The sequence below is a fragment of the Kluyvera genomosp. 1 genome, assembly GCF_001266615.1.
Taxonomy (GTDB): Bacteria; Pseudomonadota; Gammaproteobacteria; order Enterobacterales; family Enterobacteriaceae; genus Kluyvera; species Kluyvera cryocrescens_A.
Genome location: NZ_LGHZ01000001.1, coordinates 130,876 through 150,927, shown reverse-complemented (window position 1 = coordinate 150,927; position 20,052 = coordinate 130,876). Strand labels below are relative to the sequence as shown.

Sequence of the window (20,052 nt, the reverse complement as noted above, 5' to 3'; positions counted from 1 at the left end):
CTAACTACAGGAGAGCGCCCGTGTTTCCTTTTTCAGTGACTCACCCTCGTCCGGCACTTCAGACTGGGGCTCACACCGTTAACAGCGGCTACGAGCTGATTGCTTTTGACGCCGAGAAGCTGAATGTGTTTGCCGCCGAGGTTCGTTACTGCGAGCCTCACTGGCATCCTGCACCTGAGTTAATAACGGTGCTGAACGGGCGTTTTTCCATTGCCGTGGGTCAACAGAGCATTGAACTGACCAGCGGTGAGATGCTTTATATCAACGCGGAAGAAGTGCATTCGCTCAATGCTGAAGAGTCCGGCAGTCAACTGCTGACGGTGCAGTTTTCACCAGGGCTTTTTGACGAGCTGCATCCGGCGCCCTCGCTTCAGTGGCGAACGCATGTGCAGCTTCCCGCTGATGAGGACCGTCACGTTTTACAGCGGTTGAAAGCGCTAGTGGAGCAGTTAATCGACGACCGTGCGCCATTTCAACGTATCGCCGCGATTTACCTGCTGCTGGATGCCTTAGTGGCCGCCGGGAAGCCGACGCAGCGGGCGGAAAACTCGCTGCGCGAAGAGGCGATGATAAAAGAAGGGATTGACTACATTAATCAGCATTTTGACCAGCCGCTAACCTTAAGCGACGTTGCCAGCCATACCGGCATGAGCTATTCGTGGTTTTCTCGGCTGTTTAAAAAAGTGAGTCGACACAATTTTAAAGAGTATTTGACGCTGGTGCGGCTGAACAAAGCCCGCACCTTGCTACGTGATACCCGCACGCCGATAACCGAGATTAGCCACAGCTGTGGCTTCCAGGAACATAAATACCTGATTGCCGCTTTCAATAAGTACTGTGGATTAACGCCAACCGAATACCGCAAACGCTTTATTTCGCGGCAAAACGTGATTGAAAGCGAGCTAGCACTCGGTGAGGACTGCCTGTGTCTGCCGCTCAATCGGGCGCTGCTCGAGCGTCTAACGCTTAGTAATCAATCCCAATCTGCGCCTTGATACCGGCTTCAAATGCATGCTTCACCGGACGCAGTTCGCTAACCGTATCAGCATACTCAAGAATGTCCCGGTGGCAGCCACGCCCGGTGATAATCACCGTTTGATGTTCAGGGCGGTTTTTCAGCGCTGTTAACACCTCATCTAATGGCAGATAGTCGTAGGCTACCATATAGGTCAGCTCGTCGAGCAGGACCATATCGAGCGTCTCGTCAGCCAGCATACGCCGGGCATGCTCCCAAACGGCAAGGCAGGCCTCGGTGTCACTTTCCCGGTTCTGAGTGTCCCAGGTAAACCCAGTAGCCATTACCTGGAATTCAACGCCCAGCGGCTCAAGCAGGTTACGCTCGCCGTTGGGCCATGTTCCCTTAATAAACTGAATCACCCCGACGTGATGACCATGACCGACGGCGCGGGTTGCGGTGCCAAAGGCGGCGGTGGTTTTACCTTTACCATTGCCGGTAAATACAATTACGATCCCACGGGTGTCCTGGGCGGCGGCGACACGTGCTTCGACGCGTTCTTTCACCCGCTGCTGGCGCTCACGATAACGTTCATCACTCATTCTGCAATTCCTGGTTTACGCCCGGGTTGGGCATCAAAAGTCATACCGGTTTTACGGCGGCTATCGTCGCCCATGAGCCACAGATACAGCGGCATAATATCGGCGGGTGTTTTTAATTTCATGGCGTCTTCGGTGGGGAACGCGCTGGCACGCATTTTGGTTCGTGTCCCGCCAGGATTAATGCAGTTCACGCGCAAATGGCGGCTTTGATACTCTTCGGCCAGCACCTGCATCATACCTTCAGTGGCAAATTTTGAGGCGGCGTAGGCACCCCAGTTGGCGCGTCCTTCACGGCCGACGCTCGACGAGGTAAACACCAACGATCCCGACTCTGATTTCAACAGCAGCGGCAGCAGGGCCTGAGTGAGCATAAAGGTTCCGTTGACATTCACCTGCATGACCTGTTGCCAGACTGCCGGATCCTGTTCCGCCATTGGCACCACATCGCCAAGCAGACCGGCGTTGTGCAGTACGCCATCGAGGCGCGGATAATGTAGGCTGATTTGCTGTGCCAGTTTCTGACACTCTTGCGGCGTGCAGGTGAGCAGGTCTAGCGTGTACCAGCGGGCAGGAATGCCGCCAGTCTGGCTGATTTCTTCAGCGACGGCGCGCAGTTTATCGTCGCTGCGGCCGAGTAAAATGACGCTGGCGCCGTGACGCGCGTAGGTGACGGCCGCTTCCTGACCGATGCCATCGCTGGCGCCGGTCACCAGGATGATACGATTCTGCAACAAGTCAAGCTGGGGTTGGTAATGCACGGTGACTCCTTATGGCCTCTGGCAGCCATATTCTATGTACTTTTCATGGCTTTTGGGCTTTATGCCTGATTATCCGCGCTATTTCAATCAGCGAGCAGGAGAGACAACCAGGAATTAACAATTTGCAATGATTTCATCAGCAAAAAAGTAAACTGGAAGCCGACTCGAGAGTGGATACTGCAGTCGAGACGTGCTGGGCGCGGTGTTGTACACTTAGCGGCAGATTCTGTGATTTTTGTACAAGGTGGATGTGTGGAATTACTTTTTCAATATGGTCTGTTTCTGGCGAAAATCGTCACGGTTGTCGTCGCCATTGCCGTTATCGCGGTACTTATTGTCAACCTGACTCAGCGTAAACGTCAGCGCGGTGAACTGCGGATCACCAATCTCAGCGAGCAGCATAAAGAGATGCAGGAAGATTTAGCGGTCGCGCTGCTGGACGGGCCACAGCAAAAGCTTTGGCATAAAGCGCAAAAGAAAAAGCTGAAGCTGGAAGCGAAAGCAGCAAAAGCCAAAGCGAAGCAGGGCGAAACCGACACCACCAGTAAGCCACGGGTGTGGGTGATTGATTTTAAAGGCAGTATGGATGCCCACGAGGTCTCCTCGCTGCGTGAAGAGGTTACCGCGGTGCTGACGGTTGCCACGCCGCAAGATCAGGTGGTGGTGCGTCTGGAGAGCCCAGGCGGTGTAGTACACGGGTATGGTCTGGCGGCATCTCAGCTTCAGCGTATCCGCGACAAGCAAATTCCGCTAACGGTTGCCGTTGACAAAGTGGCGGCAAGCGGCGGCTACATGATGGCCTGCGTGGCAAACAAAATTGTCGCAGCACCGTTTGCTATTCTCGGCTCGATTGGCGTGGTGGCCCAGATCCCTAACCTCAACCGCTTCCTGAAAAACAAAGATATCGATATCGAACTCCATACCGCCGGGCAGTACAAGCGTACCCTGACGCTGCTGGGCGAAAATACCGATGAAGGGCGGCAGAAATTCCGTGAAGAGCTGAATGAAACGCATCATCTGTTCAAGGATTTCGTGAAAGAGATGCGCCCATCGCTGGATATCGATCAGGTGGCAACCGGTGAACACTGGTACGGCTCGCTGGCTCAGGAAAAAGGGCTGGTTGATGAAGTCGGTACCAGTGATGAACTGTTGCTAGGACTGATGGATGGGCGTGACGTGATCAGCGTGCGCTTTATGCAGCGTAAGAAAATGATGGACCGTTTTACCGGCAGCGCCGCGGAAAGCGCCGATAACCTAATGATGCGCTGGTGGCAGCGTGGGCAAAAACCGTTGCTGTAATTCATCCCCGCTATAATAAAGAAAGCCCGGCAAACGTACGTTTACCGGGCCATTTCAACCGCGCTCAGATTGAGTCTGACGGTCAGTCAACCAGGTGATATTTTTCAGACAGCTGGTGGGCAAGATACTTGAACATATTAAATACCGCCGTGCTTTTTGGCGTCGGCAGTCCTTGTTCGTCGAGGTAATATTCACCGCTGAATACCAGCACGCCGTTGCGCTGTTCTACGCCAGTGGCTTCAATTCCCGCTAAAGTATCTTCATGCTCACGAATGAGTCGGTTTGCTTCAATAAGCAGAGTCTGACGATCGATTGGTTGGCTAGTATTTGACATATTCAACTCCTCAAATTTGCGGCCCTAGTTTACGCCGGGTGTTGATTTCGGGCAAATTTTCCCGACATTTACCAGGGGCAATGATTCTACCTCAGAGTTGGCATGATTGGTGTTTGCATGCTAATAAAGTTGCGTAACGAATTTTATCAGGTACAGTGTGACGCTTTCGGCGATCTGGCAACAGATTTGCTTGACATTCGACCAAATATTCTTCGTGCTATAACGTCTGACGAAAAAAAGTCTGTAAACTCAGCCACCTGGCTGCTTGTATCAAATACCGGTCAGTAAAGGGTTGATATCCTTTGGCGTTGCCGCAACATACAAGGCTTGTCGCCAGTGGAATGTGGAACATGTGCGATGTATTCCTGGAAGAATCAAATTAGGTAAGGTGATTATGGGTAAAGCTCTCGTTATCGTTGAGTCCCCGGCAAAAGCCAAAACGATCAATAAGTATCTGGGTAATGACTACGTGGTTAAGTCCAGCGTCGGTCATATCCGCGATTTGCCGACCAGTGGCTCAGCAGCCAAAAAGAGCGCTGACTCTACCTCCACCAAAACGGCCAAAAAGCCTAAAAAGGATGAACGAGGCGCGCTGGTTAATCGCATGGGCGTCGACCCATGGCATGACTGGGCTGCACACTATGAAGTGCTGCCGGGCAAGGAAAAGGTTGTTTCGGAACTCAAACAGTTGGCTGAAAAAGCCGACCACATCTATCTCGCAACTGACCTTGACCGCGAAGGGGAGGCCATTGCATGGCACCTGCGGGAAGTCATTGGTGGGGATGAGTCACGCTATAGCCGCGTGGTGTTTAACGAAATTACAAAAAATGCGATTCGCCAGGCGTTTGAAAAGCCGGGTGAACTAAATATCGACCGTGTTAACGCACAACAGGCGCGCCGCTTTATGGATCGCGTGGTGGGTTACATGGTGTCGCCGCTGCTGTGGAAAAAGATCGCCCGCGGTTTATCCGCCGGTCGCGTTCAGTCCGTAGCGGTGCGTCTGGTGGTTGAGCGTGAACGCGAAATCAAAGCGTTCGTTCCGGAAGAATTCTGGGAAGTGGACGCAACTACCACCACGCCGGGCGGTGACACGCTGGCGTTGCAGGTCACGCACAAGGCTGACAAACCGTTCCGTCCGGTTAACCGTGATGAAACGATGGCGGCCGTTAGCCTGCTGGAAAAAGCCGGTTACAGCGTGCTTGAGCGCGAAGATAAGCCGACCAGCAGCAAGCCTGGTGCACCATTTATTACTTCCACGCTCCAGCAGGCGGCCAGTACCCGTCTGGGCTTTGGCGTGAAGAAAACCATGATGATGGCGCAGCGTCTGTACGAAGCGGGTTACATCACTTACATGCGTACTGACTCCACCAACCTGAGTCAGGATGCTGTCAACATGGTGCGTGACTACATTGGTGACAACTTCGGTAAAAAATACCTGCCGGAGAACGCTAATCAGTACGCCAGCAAAGAAAATTCGCAGGAAGCGCACGAAGCGATTCGTCCTTCTGATGTGAACGTTGTTGCTGAGTCGCTCAAAGACATGGAAGCTGACGCGCAGAAACTGTACCAGCTGATTTGGCGCCAGTTTGTTGCCTGTCAGATGACGCCTGCCCAGTATGACTCCACCACGCTGACCGTGAAGGCGGGTGATTTCAAACTGAAAGCGCGCGGTCGTACCCTGCGCTTTGACGGCTGGACCAAAGTGATGCCAGCGCTGCGTAAAGGTGATGAAGACCGTGTTCTGCCAGTGGTTAAACAGGGCGACAGCTTGAGTCTGGTTGAACTGACACCGGCCCAGCACTTCACCAAACCGCCTGCGCGTTTTAGCGAAGCGTCTTTGGTTAAAGAGCTGGAAAAACGCGGTATCGGCCGTCCGTCAACCTATGCGTCGATCATCTCGACCATTCAGGATCGCGGTTACGTGCGGACTGAAAACCGCCGTTTCTATGCGGAAAAAATGGGTGAGATCGTTACCGATCGTCTGGAAGAAAACTTCCGCGAGCTGATGAACTACGATTTTACCGCGCAGATGGAAGACCATCTCGACCGCGTGGCTAACCACGAAGCCGAGTGGAAGCAGGTTCTGGATCTGTTCTTTGGTGACTTCACCAAGCAACTGGAAACCGCGGAGAAAGCGCCGGAAGAAGGCGGCATGCAGCCAAACCAGATGGTGCTGACTAGCATCGACTGCCCAACCTGCGGCCGTAAAATGGGTATCCGTACCGCCAGCACCGGTGTGTTCCTTGGCTGTTCCGGCTATGCGCTGACGCCCAAAGAACGCTGCAAAACCACCATTAACCTGGTGCCGGAAAACGAAGTACTGAACGTGCTGGAAGGTGACGACGCGGAAACCAACGCGCTGCGCGCCAAACGCCGCTGCCAGAAGTGTGGTACGGCGATGGACAGCTACCTTATCGATCCTAAGCGCAAGCTGCATGTCTGCGGTAACAACCCGACCTGCGACGGCTACGAGATTGAAGAGGGTGAGTTCCGCATCAAAGGCTATGACGGCCCAATCGTTGAGTGTGAAAAATGTGGTTCCGAAATGCACCTGAAAATGGGGCGTTTTGGTAAGTACATGGCCTGTACCAACGACGAATGTAAGAACACCCGTAAGATTCTGCGTAGCGGTGAAGTTGCGCCGCCGAAAGAAGATCCGGTTCCGCTACCGGAGCTGCCGTGCGAGAAGTCCGATGCGTACTTCGTGCTGCGTGACGGTGCCGCCGGGGTCTTCCTGGCCGCCAACACCTTCCCGAAATCACGCGAAACGCGCGCGCCGCTGGTTGAAGAGCTGTACCGCTTCCGCGATCGTCTACCGGAAAAACTGCGTTACCTGGCCGATGCGCCACAGCAGGATCCTGCCGGTAACAAGACGATGGTGCGCTTTAGCCGTAAAACCAAGCAGCAGTACGTTGCCTCTGAGAAAGACGGTAAAGCAACCGGCTGGTCAGCGTTCTTCGTTGACGGTAAATGGGTTGAAGCTAAAAAGTAACGTTCATCGCGTAACGTTTACAAAGGGCCGCATTGCGGCCCTTTTTTATAACCTCGTTATTATTTTTTGTTTCCATCTATACACACTTGCTATAAATGATATAGTGGTTATAGAAGATGCATTTCTTATGATTAAATCGTCTTTATAACTTATTCCCAAGTGCAGACTGGATACAAGCGCATGAAATTACAGCAGCTTCGCTATATCGTTGAGGTGGTTAATCATAACCTTAACGTCTCCTCCACCGCTGAAGGGCTGTACACTTCGCAGCCAGGCATCAGCAAGCAGGTCCGTATGCTGGAGGACGAGCTGGGTATCCAGATTTTTGCTCGTAGCGGTAAGCACCTGACGCAGGTGACTCCCGCAGGCCAGGAAATCATCCGAATTGCCCGTGAAGTCTTATCTAAAGTCGACGCAATTAAATCGGTTGCAGGTGAACATACCTGGCCAGATAAGGGCTCATTGTACGTTGCCACGACCCACACTCAGGCGCGCTATGCGTTACCGGGCGTGATTAAGGGTTTCATCGAACGCTACCCGCGCGTTTCCCTGCATATGCATCAGGGGTCGCCCACGCAAATCGCTGAAGCGGTATCAAAAGGCAACGCTGACTTTGCCATCGCTACCGAAGCGCTTCATTTATACGATGATCTGGTGATGTTGCCGTGCTATCACTGGAACCGTTCCATCGTGGTGACACCGGAGCACCCGCTGGCGTCGAAAACCTCGGTGACGATTGAAGAGCTGGCGCAGTATCCGCTGGTGACCTATACCTTTGGTTTTACGGGGCGTTCCGAACTGGATACCGCCTTTAACCGGGCAGGGCTGACGCCGCGAATTGTCTTCACCGCAACCGACGCAGACGTGATTAAAACCTACGTCCGACTTGGACTCGGGGTTGGGGTTATCGCCAGCATGGCTGTTGATCCGATTTCCGATCCGGACCTGGTGAAGCTTGATGCGGAAGGTATTTTCAGCCACAGCACCACCAAAATTGGCTTCCGCCGCAGCACTTTCCTGCGTAGCTATATGTATGATTTTATCCAGCGTTTTGCGCCGCATTTAACGCGTGATGTGGTCGATACGGCGGTCGCGCTGCGTTCTAATGAAGACATTGAAGCGATGTTCAACGACATAAAGCTGCCAGAAAAATAACCCTCAGTTTATCCGTCTCCTGCACAGGAGGCGGATAGCCTTTTAATCCCGACAGCGTGCCGGACCTATCCCCCCATAAACGTTATGTTGCATTGACGACTGTCCGGATTGATCGCCCGAATCCCCCTCATTGAGTAATCTGATGAGATCCCTGTCTTGCCCCTTTTCTTTAACCCTAATTATTTAGACAATAAGCCCTCGAAATTGCGCTAATTTCTTGATTAAGAATTGTTCCTATTAGCAACAATGCAGCAAAAGTAGAAATAAATTTAACGTTAGGCAAACTTCTCTGCTCAAATATCTATTTGTCGTCAAAAGAATAAATAAATCTCTGCGCACAATTCGCAAAATCACTGGATTTTTGCTTAGAATTTACTTAGGATTTATCTCAGCGATGATTAGTTGTAACAATTAATTGGTGTGAAAATGATAAGTAATATCGATTGTGAGAGAGGCGTCATGGCAGCAGAAAATAAAGGCTCTGGCATGAAACGTAAGGCGTGGTTAAGCGTATTCCTGGGTTCCGCGCTGTTTTGGTTGGCGATTGCCTACCTGGCCTGGAAGTTCTGGGGCTGACTATGCTGACGTCCGAACGTGTCAAACCTGTTAAGCCGAGAGCGCCTGCGGCAAAGAAAACTCCTGCCGAAAAAAATAATAAAGTCGATATTCCTGCGGAATGGAAATTGACGCCCGAACAAAAGGATTTTATTGATCTCTTTAACCAGGATGAGAATAAGAAACAATAATCTCATGGTTATTCTCTGCCCTTCATTTGTTACCAAAATACGAAGCCAATCCTTTCCCTGCTATTAATTCCAGACGGTTGCTAGTTCTAATAACGTATTGATCATATTTATCAATCTGAGCCCTTTCCCGGCGATATCCGCTGGGTGTGTTATCTTTTATATATCCCCTAAGGAGAGTCGTGATACCCGCTATTTAAGGAGGAGCTATGTCGTTAACACTAAGAGAGGCCTGCAAGGATACGCTCCAGGTCGAAAATAAAACCTACCACTACTACAGCCTGGCGCGCGCCGCCAACACGTTGGGAAATCTCTCCCGCCTGCCAAAATCCCTGAAAGTCCTACTTGAAAACCTGCTGCGCTGGCAAGATGGCGATTCGGTGACGGCCGAGGATATTCAGGCTCTCGCGGGATGGTTGAAAAACGCCCATGCGGATCGTGAAATTGCCTACCGCCCTGCGCGCGTCCTGATGCAGGACTTCACTGGCGTTCCGGCCGTCGTCGATCTGGCCGCGATGCGTGAGGCGGTGAAGCGATTAGGGGGCGATACCCGCAAAGTGAACCCGCTATCGCCGGTGGATCTGGTGATTGACCACTCGGTGACCGTAGATCATTTCGGCGACGATGATGCTTTCGAAGAAAACGTCCGCCTTGAGATGTCGCGAAACCATGAGCGCTACACCTTCCTGCGCTGGGGACAACAGGCTTTTAGCCAGTTCCGCGTTGTGCCGCCAGGTACCGGGATTTGTCACCAGGTTAACCTTGAGTATCTCGGCAAGGCGGTCTGGAGCGATCAACAAGGTGATGAATGGGTCGCTTACCCCGACACGCTTGTCGGTACCGACTCGCATACCACCATGATTAATGGCCTTGGCGTTCTGGGCTGGGGCGTGGGTGGCATTGAGGCCGAAGCGGCCATGCTGGGGCAGCCCGTATCAATGCTGATCCCTGACGTGGTTGGCTTCAAGCTGACTGGGAAGCTCCGTGAAGGAATCACCGCTACTGACCTCGTACTGACGGTCACGCAGATGCTACGTAAACTCGGCGTGGTGGGCAAATTTGTCGAATTTTACGGCGATGGTCTGGATTCACTGCCGCTGGCAGACCGAGCCACTATCGCCAATATGGCACCAGAATACGGTGCCACCTGCGGTTTCTTCCCGCTTGATGATGTGACGCTGTCTTATATGCGCCTCAGCGGGCGCAGCGATGAACAGGTGGCATTGGTGGAAGCCTACGCCAAAGCCCAGGGAATGTGGCGTCAAAGCGGCGATGAGCCGGTGTTTACACAGAGTCTGGCGCTGGATATGGGCGATGTCGAGGCCAGCCTCGCCGGGCCGAAACGCCCGCAGGATCGCGTTGCGCTAGGCAATGTTCCGCAGGCATTTAATGCCGCTACTGAACTTGAAGTTAATGCGGCGGGTACGGAAAAATCAGCCATCGCCTTTAGCCTTAACGGCCAGCAATACGCGCTGCCGGAAGGGGCGGTGGTGATTGCGGCGATTACCTCTTGTACCAACACCTCTAACCCAAGCGTGCTGATGGCGGCCGGGCTGCTGGCGAAAAAAGCCGTAGAGCGTGGGCTGATGCCGAAGCCATGGGTGAAAGCATCGCTGGCACCGGGTTCTAAAGTGGTTTCTGACTATCTGGCCCATGCCGGGCTGACGCCGTATTTAGACCAGCTCGGGTTTAATCTGGTGGGTTACGGGTGTACCACCTGTATTGGTAACTCGGGCCCGCTGCCGGAGCCCATCGAAAGCGCGATAAAGCAGGGGGATTTGACGGTCGGCGCGGTGCTGTCGGGTAACCGTAACTTTGAAGGTCGAATTCATCCGCTGGTGAAAACCAACTGGCTGGCCTCACCGCCGCTGGTGGTGGCCTATGCGCTGGCGGGCAATATGAAGCTCAACCTTAACATCGAGCCGTTGGGATATGACGGTAATGGGAAAGCGGTTTATCTGAAAGATATCTGGCCAAGCAGCGAAGAGATAGCCCAGGCGGTGCAGCAGGTTTCCACCGAGATGTTCCATAAAGAATATGCTGAAGTGTTTGCCGGCACGCCGGAATGGAAGGCCATTGAGGTTCCCGCGTCGGATACCTACGGCTGGCAGGCTGATTCAACCTATATCCGTCTGTCACCTTTCTTTGATCAGATGGGAGTGACGCCCGACCCGGTGCAGGATATCCACGGTGCGCGGGTGTTGGCAATGCTCGGTGATTCGGTGACGACCGACCATATTTCCCCCGCAGGCAGTATTAAGGTGGATAGCCCGGCCGGGCGTTATTTACAGGAAAATGGCGTTGCCAGCCGTGACTTTAACTCCTACGGTTCACGCCGAGGTAATCACCTGGTAATGATGCGCGGCACCTTTGCCAACATTCGTATTCGTAACGAAATGGTGCCGGGCGTGGAGGGCGGTATGACTCGTCTCCTGCCGGGCAATGACGTGATGTCGATTTACGATGCCGCGATGCACTATCAGGCTCAAGGCACGCCGCTGGCGGTCATTGCAGGTAAGGAGTATGGCTCTGGTTCTAGCCGCGACTGGGCGGCGAAAGGCCCCCGTCTACTGGGGGTTCGCGTGGTGATCGCTGAATCCTTTGAGCGTATTCACCGTTCGAACCTGATTGGTATGGGGATCTTGCCGCTGGAATTCCCGCAGGGGGAAACGCGCAAAACGCTCAATCTCACCGGGGACGAACGGATTGATATTACCGGACTACAGCAGTTGCGTCCGGGAGCGATAATTCCGGTGGTGGTGACGCGCGCCGATGGGAAGCCGCAGACGTTGTTGTGTCGCTGCCGTATTGATACCGCAACCGAGCTGACTTACTACCAGAATGACGGCATCCTGCACTATGTCATACGTAATATGCTGAATTAAATAACCGGGCCTATTGTGGGCCCTCACCTTATCGTAAGCGCGGCTGCGGATATCTGAAGCAGCCGCTTAACGTTCCAGAAGCAGAATCTCAGCAGGGAAGTATTGTTCGGGTGAAGACCGCGGGCAACTTTCTGCAATGGGCTGTACAAACCGCGTGATAAGTATGCCGCGAGAAAGGGAAGGGATACAAGAAGCGGGGGAACGAAGTGAACTGACCAGGTGATGCGAAGAAAGTGTCGCCGCTTATTGGCATAAACGGCGACAACCGTATTACTGTTTGAGCAGATGGCCCATTTTTGCCGCTTTGGTGTCGAGATAGTGGGCATTTTTCGGGTTGCGTCCAACAATCAGCGGAACGCGCTCAACGATGTTGATACCTGCTTCGGTCAGGATCTCAACCTTTTTCGGGTTGTTGGTCAGCAGACGAACGGCATCAACGCCCAGCAGCTTGAACATATCGGCGCACAGCGTGAAGTCACGCTCATCGGCGGCAAACCCGAGCTGATGGTTGGCTTCGACGGTATCGTAGCCCTGATCCTGCAGCGCGTAGGCGCGAATTTTATTCAGCAGGCCGATGTTACGACCTTCCTGGCGATGGTACAGCAGGATACCGCGACCTTCCTCCGCGATATGCGACAGTGCGGCTTCGAGCTGGAAACCGCAATCACAACGCAGGCTAAAGAGCGCATCGCCAGTCAAACATTCAGAGTGAACTCGCGACAGCACGGGCGTTTGCCCAGTAATATCACCAAAAACCAGCGCCACGTGATCGTGACCGGTTGCCAGTTCTTCAAAACCCACCATCAGGAAATCGCCCCATGGGGTTGGCAGTTTGGCTTCTGCCACACGTTTAAGCTGCATGTGATTCTCCAGATTATCTCAGCGTCATTAGCGCCTTCTGTTTTCCTTATTTTGCCACAACGTGCTTTACTTCACCTAATGATGCGCGGGCAACCGCTTGTAAAGCGCACAAAATTGACATGATATTTTTTGCTAACGTAGTGACATTGATAGAAAAAGGAAGAGAAATGCGCGCTATTGCCGGACGAACGACACTCGCCGCCACCATACTTTTACTCATGCCATTTGTGGTCTGGCTGACCGGCTGGCAGTGGTTACCTGGGCCGAGTGGATGGGGGCTTCACGCGCTGTATGCGATTACTGAAACGGTGACGCAACCTTGGGGCGTGATAACGCATCTGGTGCTTTGTGGCGTGGTGCTGTGGCGGTTAAGGCCAAATTTCCGCATGTCGGTAATCGTGGTGGCTGTTCTCAGCGGGGCAGTGGTTTTGGGGCAGGGAGCAAAATCGCTGGTCAAGGAACAGGTGCAGGAGCCAAGACCCTTTGTCCTCTGGCTTGAAAAAACACAGCAGATTCCCGTTGAGCAGTTCTACACTTTAAAGCGCAGTGAACGTAGCGCATTGGTCAAAGAACAGTTGGCGCAACAAAATGATATTCCCGGTTTTTTACGCCATCACTGGCAAAAAGAAACCGGATTTGCCTTTCCGTCCGGACACACGATGTTTGCTGCTACCTGGGCATTACTGCTGGTGGGGCTCTTGTGGTCGCGTCGTCATGCGCTGGGATTGACGTTGGCAATGGCATGGGCCGTGGGCGTCATGGGGAGCCGCCTGCTGTTGGGCATGCATTGGCCGCTGGATCTGATGGTGGCGACGGTGATGTCGTGGATTATCGCCACGCTGGCGTGCTGGTTGATACAACGGCTAGGTGGATTGTTGGAAAAAGAGACATAAAAAAGGGCGCGACGCCGGGAAAAGAGGGAAAGGGTTGATTTTCATCGTGGTTACCCTCAGATCGTTAACTTACGGCACGCTTTTCCATTTCGTCGTCGCGGTGAAGATGTTATTTTATAAGGCTGGGTGCTGTGTATACGCTGCAAAAGCCGCATAACGGGAAGTAATGTGAAATACCTACTGATTTTTTTATTGGTGTTAGCGATTTTCGTCATCTCAGTGACACTGGGTGCGCAAAACGATCAGCTCGTGACCTTTAACTATTTACTGGCTCAGGGTGAATTCAGAATTTCGACGTTGCTGGCGGTGCTGTTTGCCGTAGGTTTCGCTATTGGCTGGCTGGTTTGCGGCCTGTTCTGGTTACGCGTTCGCGTATCGCTGCTGCGCGCAGAACGTAAAATTAAAAGACTGGAGCACCAGATTGCGCCAGATACGGTCACTCCGGAAACGCCGGCGTCCCCGATGGCGAAGGAATAATTAGCTATGCTGGAGTTGTTGTTTCTGCTTTTACCCGTCGCCGCCGCTTACGGCTGGTATATGGGCCGCAGAAGTGCACAACAGTCCAAACAGGACGAAGCGAACCGCTTGTCGCGTGACTACGTGGCAGGGGTGAACTTTCTTTTAAGCAACCAGCAGGACAAAGCGGTTGACCTGTTCCTCGATATGCTGAAAGAGGATACCGGCACCGTGGAGGCTCACCTGACGCTGGGGAACCTTTTCCGCTCGCGCGGCGAAGTTGACCGTGCCATCCGTATTCACCAAACCCTCATGGAAAGCGCTTCGCTGACCTACGATCAGCGTCTGCTGGCAGTGCAACAGCTCGGCCGCGATTACATGGCGGCCGGGATGTACGATCGCGCTGAAGATATGTTCAATCAGCTGGTGGATGAAACCGACTTCCGCATCAGCGCGCTACAGCAGCTGCTGCAAATCTATCAGGCAACCAGCGACTGGCAAAAAGCCATTGATACCGCCGAGCGTCTGGTGAAACTCGGTAAAGACAAACATCGTGGCGAAATCGCCCATTTCTGGTGCGAGCTGGCGCTGCAGCAGATGGGCAATGACGACCTGGATAAAGCCATGGCGTTGCTTAAACGCGGCGCAGCGGCCGACCCGTCTAGCGCGCGCGTATCTATCATGATGGGCCGCGCGTGGATGGCAAAGGGCGATTATGCCAAAGCCATGGACTGCCTGCTGCGGGTTATCGATCAGGATAAAGAGCTGGTCAGCGAAACGCTGGAAATGCTGCAAACCTGTTATCACCAGTTGGGTAAAACCAGCGAGTGGGAACATTTCCTACAGCGCTGCGTGGAAGAAAATACCGGTGCGACGGCTGAATTGATGCTGGCGCAGGTGGTTGAGCAGGGTAAAGGCAGCGAAGTGGCGCAGACTTACGTGACGCGCCAGCTGCAACGCCATCCGACGATGCGCGTGTTCCATAAGCTGATGGACTACCACCTGAACGAGGCGGAGGAAGGGCGCGCGAAAGAGAGCCTGATGGTACTGCGCGACATGGTGGGCGAGCAGGTACGCAGCAAACCGCGCTACCGTTGTCAAAAGTGTGGTTTCACTGCCTACACCATGTATTGGCACTGTCCGTCCTGTCGGGCGTGGTCGACGATTAAACCGATTCGCGGTCTCGACGGCCAGTAAATTTCCAAAAAAACGCCCTGTATAGTTACAACATACTCTAATTTCCCCCGACGGTAGCCTCCGGCATTGTGCGCGCTGGGTGGTGCAGGTAGAATGCTGCCCGTTTACCTTTTCCGCACCCCGCGTGCCCATCAATAAGAAGGTCCAGTCATGTCCGTTGCTTCATCTTCTTCCCGTGCCGTTACTTCCTCTCCTGTTGTTGTTGCTCTCGACTATGATAATCGCGACAAGGCGTTGGCCTTTGTTGACCGTATTGACCCACGCGATTGCCGACTGAAAGTCGGCAAAGAGATGTTTACTCTGTTTGGGCCACAGCTGGTGCGCGACCTACAGCAGCGCGGATTTGATATCTTCCTGGACCTGAAATTCCATGATATTCCAAACACCACGGCGCACGCGGTAGCTGCTGCAGCGGATCTCGGCGTATGGATGGTGAACGTACATGCATCCGGCGGGGCGAGAATGATGACGGCGGCCCGTGAAGCGCTGACCTCGTTTGGCAAAGACGCACCATTACTGATTGCGGTGACCGTGTTGACCAGCATGGAATCCAGCGATTTGCAGGATCTGGGCATTAATTTATCTCCGGCTGATTATGCAGCAAAACTGGCGCAGTTGACCAAAAACTGCGGACTTGATGGTGTGGTGTGCTCAGCGCAAGAAGCGGTGCGCTTCAAGCGGGAGCTCGGTCAGGCGTTTAAACTGATTACACCGGGCATTCGTCCTGCTGGCAGTGATGCAGGCGATCAACGCCGTATTATGACGCCAGAACAGGCGCAGACCGCAGGCGTTGACTATATGGTTATCGGTCGCCCGGTCACGCAGTCCGCCGATCCGGCGCAGACTCTGCGCAGTATTAACGCATCGCTGAATTTGGGGGCGAAATGAACGACAGCAACAGCCGTCTGGTCTATTCGACGGAAAGCGGCCGTATCGATGAGCCGAAAGTTGCCGCTGAGCGCCCAAAAGGTGACGGTGTGGTGCGTATCCAGCGACAGACCAGCGGTCGTAAAGGCAAGGGTGTATGCCTCATCACCGGTATCGATCTCGACGACGATGCGCTGGCAAAATTAGCGGCGGAACTGAAGAAGAAATGTGGCTGCGGGGGTTCGCTCAAAGACGGCGTGATTGAAATTCAGGGCGATAAACGCGATCTGTTAAAAACGCTGCTAGAAGCCAAAGGAATGAAGGTAAAACTGGCTGGCGGTTAAACTACAGCCTCCCGGGTGCGGTGATCGTGCCTGGACACTATTCTCATCAATAAAAAGGGCCCCGACTGTATACGGAGCCCTGATATTCGCGTCGAATCAACGACGTTATGCTGAATTACTTGCCAACCTGGTGGCCGATAATCCCGCCGACCGCAGCGCCACCCAATGTACCCAGCGCACTACCGTCTGTTAATACAGCACCACCGATGGCGCCAGCACCGGCACCCAGCGCGGTGTTACGGTCACGTTTGGACCAGTTAGAACATGCGCTCAGCGACATGACCAGCGTTACGGCTAAAACTGCGGCAGTCATTTTCTTGCTCATTGAATTCATTTTATTTCTCCTGAATATTCTATTCACGGAAGAAGCCCTTTCATTATAGCAGTTGCCAGAAGTACTCAGAGCGATGTCCGTGAAACTGGTTGCGCAGGTTGTAAATTGGTTGCTAAAAGTTACGCAAGTGATAGTTACTTCCTGTTATATCGCTAACAGTAATTTTACGATTTTGTGATGTTGTAGACAGGTAAAAAATCTTAATTGCGGGGTCGGAAAACTCTCATAGCGAGACGGGGTATTCTTTGGTGAAAACGGAGGGAAAACCCGATGCAAGATTGCACCGGGTGGAGATGACTACGGGCGTTTGACGATATTAACCGTCAGTCCGGCTTGCTCAAGCTGCAGCTGTTTTTCCGTCGACAAATGATCGTCGGTAATCACCCGATTGAACTGGCTCATTGGGCCCAGTGGATAGGGATGAATCGCACCGAATTTTGAGCTGTCGGTTAACACAATCGCCTCGCTGCCTTTTTCCAGCACCGCATTGACGATATCCGCACGCATCATATCGCGACCGGTAAAACCGGTTTCTGGCTGCCAGCCATCGATGCCAATAAACGCTTTGCTAAAATGCACCTGCTGAATGTATTGGCGGGTAAGCGGTCCGACCATGCTTTCGCTTTTTTTCTGATAGATGCCCCCCAGCAGAATCACTTCGCCCGGCGTTTCTTTAAGCAGATGCGCAATATAGCTGCTGACGGTGATAATCGTAATATCCGGCTGCGTGGCCAGCGCACGCGCCAGCAGGGCATTGCTGCTGCCGTTTTCGATAAAGACCGTTTCGCCCGGACGCACCAGTGAAGCGGCAAAATCGGCCAGCTCACGTTTGAGCGCAAAATTATTCATCATGCGAGTTTCAACATCTTCACTGTCCAGCGGCACGGCGAAACCGTGGGTGCGGCGCAGGTAGCTCTGTTTCTCCAGCAGGTTCAAATCCTGGCGAATGGTCACTTCCGAGACGCCGGTTAATTTTGCCAGTTCGGCAACGCTCATCCGGCCTTTATCAATGACCTGCTGTAAAATGGTTTGCTGTCGGGAATTCATAATCAATGCATCAATATCTCTGTGCGAAGATGGCGGTTAATATGCTAACCGCGCTACGCAGGGCGAATGGTGTCAGATTTCCCACGGGGATTTTGGCTGACCTGATCGGTTGTCGCGTTCGTCTGCAGCGTGCGCCAGTAATTCCGCTTTTAATATTTCCAGATTATGGATAGCGGAATGGGTGTCGCCGCCGACCAGAATATCAAGGACGGTATCAATACGTTGGGCTAACTGACGCGCATCGAGCTCGGTCATAGTAGGATCCTGTTGATAAATTCGATTGAAATCAATGATGCAAAAAATACTGCCAAAAGAGAAGTGAAAAAATGGCTTAGCTTATAACCCCAAATGCGCCTGCAGCCAGTGTTCAAGCTCGGCGGCGGGCATGGGGCGTGCGAAAAGGTAACCCTGGCGTTCATCGACGCCATTTTGCGTCAAAAATAGATCATCGGCGACGTCTTCAACCCCTTCCGCAATAATACGCAAATTTAGCGCGCGAGCCACGGCAATGATCGCCAGCACCAGTGACTGCGAAACTGAACGGTCATGCACGCGCTGCACAAAGGTATGGTCGAGTTTGAGGGTATCAATGGGAAAGCGCGCCAACTGTGACAGAGAAGAGTAGCCGGTGCCGAAATCATCGAGATGGATCTGTGCGCCCAGCGAACGGAACTGCTGGATGACCTCCAGCGCCTGTTCGGCGTTATTGATAAGGCAGCTTTCGGTTAACTCAATATCGATCGGGCAACGATCAAAGTTCTGTGCTTTGAGGGCTTGAGTGAGCTCGCTGAAGATCGATTGGTCGACCAACTGCCTGGCCGAGACATTCACAGCGATCCGCAGATTGATGCCTTTATCGCGCCAGAGCGCCGCCTGGCGAATCGTATCCAGCATAACCCATCGCCCCAGCGGTACGATGAGCCCCGATTCTTCCGCGTAGGAGATAAAGTCCATCGGTGGGATAAGCCCACGCTCCGGTGAATTCCAGCGTACCAGCGCTTCCAGACTGTGTACTGTGCCATCCAGCGCCACTTTCGGCTGATAATGAATCACCAGTTGATCGGTTTGCAGCGCTTTACGCAGATTGGTATCCAGCCATAAGTACTCAAATACGCGCTGATTCATTTCCGGCGTAAAGACGCTAAAACGCCCACGACCGTTCTCCTTTGCGGTGTACATAGCGGTATCGGCATTACGAATCAAGCTTTCCCGGTCCTGGCCGTGCTGTGGGGCGATAGAAATCCCCAGCGAACATCCGCTATACACTTCGATCAGTCCGATACGGAAAGGGTCACGAAGCCGGGTAAGCACACGTGATGCCATCGCCTCTAACGCGCTCTGAGATGTTTTGGTCGCCAGGACGATAAACTCGTCGCCCCCGAGCCTGGCGAGCGTCTGACCCTCTTCAAGACAGCTCAAAATGGACAGCGCTACCGATTGCAGCAGCTGATCGCCAAAAATATGGCCGTAGGCGTCGTTGACCTTCTTGAAGTTATCGAGATCAAAGTACACCAGGCCGATTTGTTCTTCGGGGCTACGATGGTCAATCGCGTCACCGATAAGTTCATTTATCGCGTGGCGATTAGGCAACCCGGTCACCGTATCGGTATTCGCCAGTACCCGCAGGCGTTCCTGTGCGCGGCGCTCTTCGGTAATATCGGTGCCTGAACAAATGAGATAAATTTCATTTTTACCGCTACCGCTGTGGACAAAGCGGTTACGGAACAAAAACAGCCGCGGGCCTTTGCGCGTTTTTATCCAACGCTCAACCTCATAGGGGCCGCCGTTAGAAAAAAACTGGGTCACGTTATGTCTTGCCGCTGCGGCTTCGGTGTTGGTCATGAACAGTTCAAACGCCGTTTTGCCAATCACATCCTGCTCTTTCAGACCGGAGTACTCTTCGCACAAGCGGTTGAAGCGTTGAATTTTTCCATCGCGATCGAGGATGACGATCACCGCATTGGCCTCAGACACAACCTGCTCGGCGAAAAGTAAACCCTGAAGCAGGTCGCGGGCGACGGAAGAAGTATCAAACCAGGAAGAAGCCGTCCCGGCCCATTCGGTACAACTGATTTTTCGACCAATCAAGTGAACAGGGACGTCGTAGCCATTGAGCTGGATATTCACGGCGGCGCTGGAGGTGGTGACGGTCATCGCCTGGATACGGCGGACATTATCTTCACTCAATGTTACCGTGAGTTCGGCAGTGGAGTCCGGGTCAACACTGAGGTGTAGGATAGGGTTATCGCGTGATAGCCGCCAATAGAGACTGGTTTCACCGGTATTGGGATCAAGAAGATTCTGCGCCAAAGACTGAGTCATTTTTTCTC

20 protein-coding genes are annotated in these 20,052 nt (G+C 53.1%); 12 read left to right on the top strand and 8 right to left on the bottom strand.

The genetic code is table 11. From position 1 onward, the window contains the following. The first annotated feature begins 20 nt into the window (after positions 1 to 20). Complete coding sequence (locus KP80_RS00745) at positions 21 to 995, top strand: helix-turn-helix transcriptional regulator (protein WP_052281651.1); 975 nt, start codon at positions 21 to 23, stop codon at positions 993 to 995. On the opposite strand, the gene cobO is transcribed toward KP80_RS00745, so the two are convergent. Together cobO and KP80_RS00735 are read right to left on the bottom strand one after the other, a co-directional pair. Next, complete coding sequence (gene cobO / locus KP80_RS00740; RefSeq protein ID WP_052281650.1) at positions 967 to 1,557, bottom strand: cob(I)yrinic acid a,c-diamide adenosyltransferase; 591 nt, start codon at positions 1,555 to 1,557, stop codon at positions 967 to 969. The two genes, KP80_RS00745 and cobO, sit on opposite strands and share 29 nt — an antisense overlap. Further along, on the bottom strand, positions 1,554 to 2,315 hold the full coding sequence (locus KP80_RS00735) for a YciK family oxidoreductase (protein WP_052281649.1): 762 nt from the start codon (positions 2,313 to 2,315) through the stop codon (positions 1,554 to 1,556). Before KP80_RS00735 ends, cobO begins: the two co-directional genes overlap by 4 nt. A 252-nt stretch (positions 2,316 to 2,567) precedes the next feature. Here KP80_RS00735 and sohB point away from each other — a divergent pair, with 252 nt between their 5' ends. After that, complete coding sequence (gene sohB, locus KP80_RS00730; protein ID WP_052281648.1) at positions 2,568 to 3,614, top strand: protease SohB; 1,047 nt, start codon at positions 2,568 to 2,570, stop codon at positions 3,612 to 3,614. Positions 3,615 to 3,696: 82 nt separating this feature from the next. Here sohB and KP80_RS00725 read toward each other — a convergent pair whose 3' ends face one another. Continuing rightward, positions 3,697 to 3,948 carry a YciN family protein gene (locus KP80_RS00725; protein ID WP_052281647.1) on the bottom strand — a complete coding sequence of 84 codons (252 nt, stop codon included), beginning with the start codon at positions 3,946 to 3,948 and terminating at the stop codon, positions 3,697 to 3,699. A 394-nt stretch (positions 3,949 to 4,342) separates the two neighbouring features. Between KP80_RS00725 and topA the strand changes: the two genes are divergently transcribed. The 5 genes from topA (at position 4,343) to acnA (ending at position 11,723) form a co-directional block, all read left to right on the top strand. After that, positions 4,343 to 6,940, top strand: coding sequence for a type I DNA topoisomerase (gene topA, locus KP80_RS00720; protein ID WP_052281646.1), 2,598 nt, complete (start codon positions 4,343 to 4,345; stop codon positions 6,938 to 6,940). A gap of 180 nt (positions 6,941 to 7,120) precedes the next feature. Continuing rightward, the gene (gene cysB, locus KP80_RS00715) at positions 7,121 to 8,095 is read left to right on the top strand and encodes an HTH-type transcriptional regulator CysB (RefSeq protein ID WP_052281645.1); all 975 of its coding nucleotides are present in this window, start codon (positions 7,121 to 7,123) and stop codon (positions 8,093 to 8,095) included. Between the two features lie 459 nt (positions 8,096 to 8,554). After that, the gene (locus KP80_RS22085) at positions 8,555 to 8,671 is read left to right on the top strand and encodes a YmiA family putative membrane protein (protein ID WP_231625894.1); all 117 of its coding nucleotides are present in this window, start codon (positions 8,555 to 8,557) and stop codon (positions 8,669 to 8,671) included. Between the two features lie 2 nt (positions 8,672 to 8,673). Beyond that, positions 8,674 to 8,841: a hypothetical protein gene (locus KP80_RS22970; protein ID WP_156315542.1), complete on the top strand. Its 168-nt coding sequence runs from the start codon at positions 8,674 to 8,676 to the stop codon at positions 8,839 to 8,841. 206 nt (positions 8,842 to 9,047) lie between these two features. Next, positions 9,048 to 11,723 carry an aconitate hydratase AcnA gene (gene acnA / locus KP80_RS00710; protein WP_052281644.1) on the top strand — a complete coding sequence of 892 codons (2,676 nt, stop codon included), beginning with the start codon at positions 9,048 to 9,050 and terminating at the stop codon, positions 11,721 to 11,723. Positions 11,724 to 11,993: 270 nt separating this feature from the next. Here acnA and ribA read toward each other — a convergent pair whose 3' ends face one another. Next, a complete protein-coding gene (ribA, locus tag KP80_RS00705) occupies positions 11,994 to 12,584 on the bottom strand; it encodes a GTP cyclohydrolase II (protein ID WP_052281643.1) in 591 nt (196 codons plus the stop codon). Between the two features lie 167 nt (positions 12,585 to 12,751). On the opposite strand from ribA, the gene pgpB reads away from it, so the two are divergent. From pgpB to yciH, 5 genes are all read left to right on the top strand, one after another. After that, on the top strand, positions 12,752 to 13,477 hold the full coding sequence (gene pgpB, locus KP80_RS00700; RefSeq protein ID WP_052281642.1) for a phosphatidylglycerophosphatase B: 726 nt from the start codon (positions 12,752 to 12,754) through the stop codon (positions 13,475 to 13,477). 168 nt (positions 13,478 to 13,645) lie between these two features. Further along, a complete protein-coding gene (locus KP80_RS00695; RefSeq protein ID WP_052281641.1) occupies positions 13,646 to 13,954 on the top strand; it encodes a LapA family protein in 309 nt (102 codons plus the stop codon). Between the two features lie 6 nt (positions 13,955 to 13,960). Further along, the gene (gene lapB / locus KP80_RS00690) at positions 13,961 to 15,130 is read left to right on the top strand and encodes a lipopolysaccharide assembly protein LapB (RefSeq protein WP_052281640.1); all 1,170 of its coding nucleotides are present in this window, start codon (positions 13,961 to 13,963) and stop codon (positions 15,128 to 15,130) included. Positions 15,131 to 15,280: 150 nt separating this feature from the next. Further along, entirely contained in the window at positions 15,281 to 16,018 is a 738-nt protein-coding gene (gene pyrF, locus KP80_RS00685; protein ID WP_052281639.1) for an orotidine-5'-phosphate decarboxylase, read from the top strand. Continuing rightward, positions 16,015 to 16,341 carry a stress response translation initiation inhibitor YciH gene (gene yciH, locus KP80_RS00680; protein ID WP_052281638.1) on the top strand — a complete coding sequence of 109 codons (327 nt, stop codon included), beginning with the start codon at positions 16,015 to 16,017 and terminating at the stop codon, positions 16,339 to 16,341. The genes pyrF and yciH overlap by 4 nt, the downstream gene beginning before the upstream one ends. A gap of 115 nt (positions 16,342 to 16,456) precedes the next feature. Here yciH and osmB read toward each other — a convergent pair whose 3' ends face one another. From osmB to pdeR, 4 genes are all read right to left on the bottom strand, one after another. Further along, on the bottom strand, positions 16,457 to 16,675 hold the full coding sequence (gene osmB / locus KP80_RS00675; protein WP_052281637.1) for an osmotically-inducible lipoprotein OsmB: 219 nt from the start codon (positions 16,673 to 16,675) through the stop codon (positions 16,457 to 16,459). A 297-nt stretch (positions 16,676 to 16,972) separates the two neighbouring features. Further along, complete coding sequence (locus KP80_RS00670) at positions 16,973 to 17,722, bottom strand: DNA-binding transcriptional regulator YciT (protein WP_052281636.1); 750 nt, start codon at positions 17,720 to 17,722, stop codon at positions 16,973 to 16,975. A gap of 72 nt (positions 17,723 to 17,794) precedes the next feature. Beyond that, complete coding sequence (locus tag KP80_RS00665; RefSeq protein WP_052281635.1) at positions 17,795 to 17,977, bottom strand: hypothetical protein; 183 nt, start codon at positions 17,975 to 17,977, stop codon at positions 17,795 to 17,797. Positions 17,978 to 18,058: 81 nt separating this feature from the next. After that, positions 18,059 to 20,044 (bottom strand): cyclic di-GMP phosphodiesterase, encoded by a 1,986-nt coding sequence (gene pdeR, locus KP80_RS00660; RefSeq protein WP_052281634.1) that lies wholly within the window; start codon positions 20,042 to 20,044, stop codon positions 18,059 to 18,061. Between the last annotated feature and the right edge of the window lie 8 nt (positions 20,045 to 20,052).

Excerpts from the sequence above, each read along its gene's own strand:
- cobO (WP_052281650.1), bottom strand. The coding sequence starts at position 1,557 with ATGAGTGATGAACGTTATCGTGAGCGCCAGCAGCGGGTGAAAGAACGC.
- KP80_RS00725 (WP_052281647.1), bottom strand. The coding sequence starts at position 3,948 with ATGTCAAATACTAGCCAACCAATCGATCGTCAGACTCTGCTTATTGAA.
- topA (WP_052281646.1), top strand. The coding sequence starts at position 4,343 with ATGGGTAAAGCTCTCGTTATCGTTGAGTCCCCGGCAAAAGCCAAAACG.
- cysB (WP_052281645.1), top strand. The coding sequence starts at position 7,121 with ATGAAATTACAGCAGCTTCGCTATATCGTTGAGGTGGTTAATCATAAC.
- KP80_RS22085 (WP_231625894.1), top strand. The coding sequence starts at position 8,555 with ATGGCAGCAGAAAATAAAGGCTCTGGCATGAAACGTAAGGCGTGGTTA.
- KP80_RS22970 (WP_156315542.1), top strand. The coding sequence starts at position 8,674 with ATGCTGACGTCCGAACGTGTCAAACCTGTTAAGCCGAGAGCGCCTGCG.
- acnA (WP_052281644.1), top strand. The coding sequence starts at position 9,048 with ATGTCGTTAACACTAAGAGAGGCCTGCAAGGATACGCTCCAGGTCGAA.
- ribA (WP_052281643.1), bottom strand. The coding sequence starts at position 12,584 with ATGCAGCTTAAACGTGTGGCAGAAGCCAAACTGCCAACCCCATGGGGC.
- pgpB (WP_052281642.1), top strand. The coding sequence starts at position 12,752 with ATGCGCGCTATTGCCGGACGAACGACACTCGCCGCCACCATACTTTTA.
- lapB (WP_052281640.1), top strand. The coding sequence starts at position 13,961 with ATGCTGGAGTTGTTGTTTCTGCTTTTACCCGTCGCCGCCGCTTACGGC.
- pyrF (WP_052281639.1), top strand. The coding sequence starts at position 15,281 with ATGTCCGTTGCTTCATCTTCTTCCCGTGCCGTTACTTCCTCTCCTGTT.
- yciH (WP_052281638.1), top strand. The coding sequence starts at position 16,015 with ATGAACGACAGCAACAGCCGTCTGGTCTATTCGACGGAAAGCGGCCGT.
- osmB (WP_052281637.1), bottom strand. The coding sequence starts at position 16,675 with ATGAATTCAATGAGCAAGAAAATGACTGCCGCAGTTTTAGCCGTAACG.
- KP80_RS00670 (WP_052281636.1), bottom strand. The coding sequence starts at position 17,722 with ATGAATTCCCGACAGCAAACCATTTTACAGCAGGTCATTGATAAAGGC.
- KP80_RS00665 (WP_052281635.1), bottom strand. The coding sequence starts at position 17,977 with ATGACCGAGCTCGATGCGCGTCAGTTAGCCCAACGTATTGATACCGTC.
- pdeR (WP_052281634.1), bottom strand. The coding sequence starts at position 20,044 with ATGACTCAGTCTTTGGCGCAGAATCTTCTTGATCCCAATACCGGTGAA.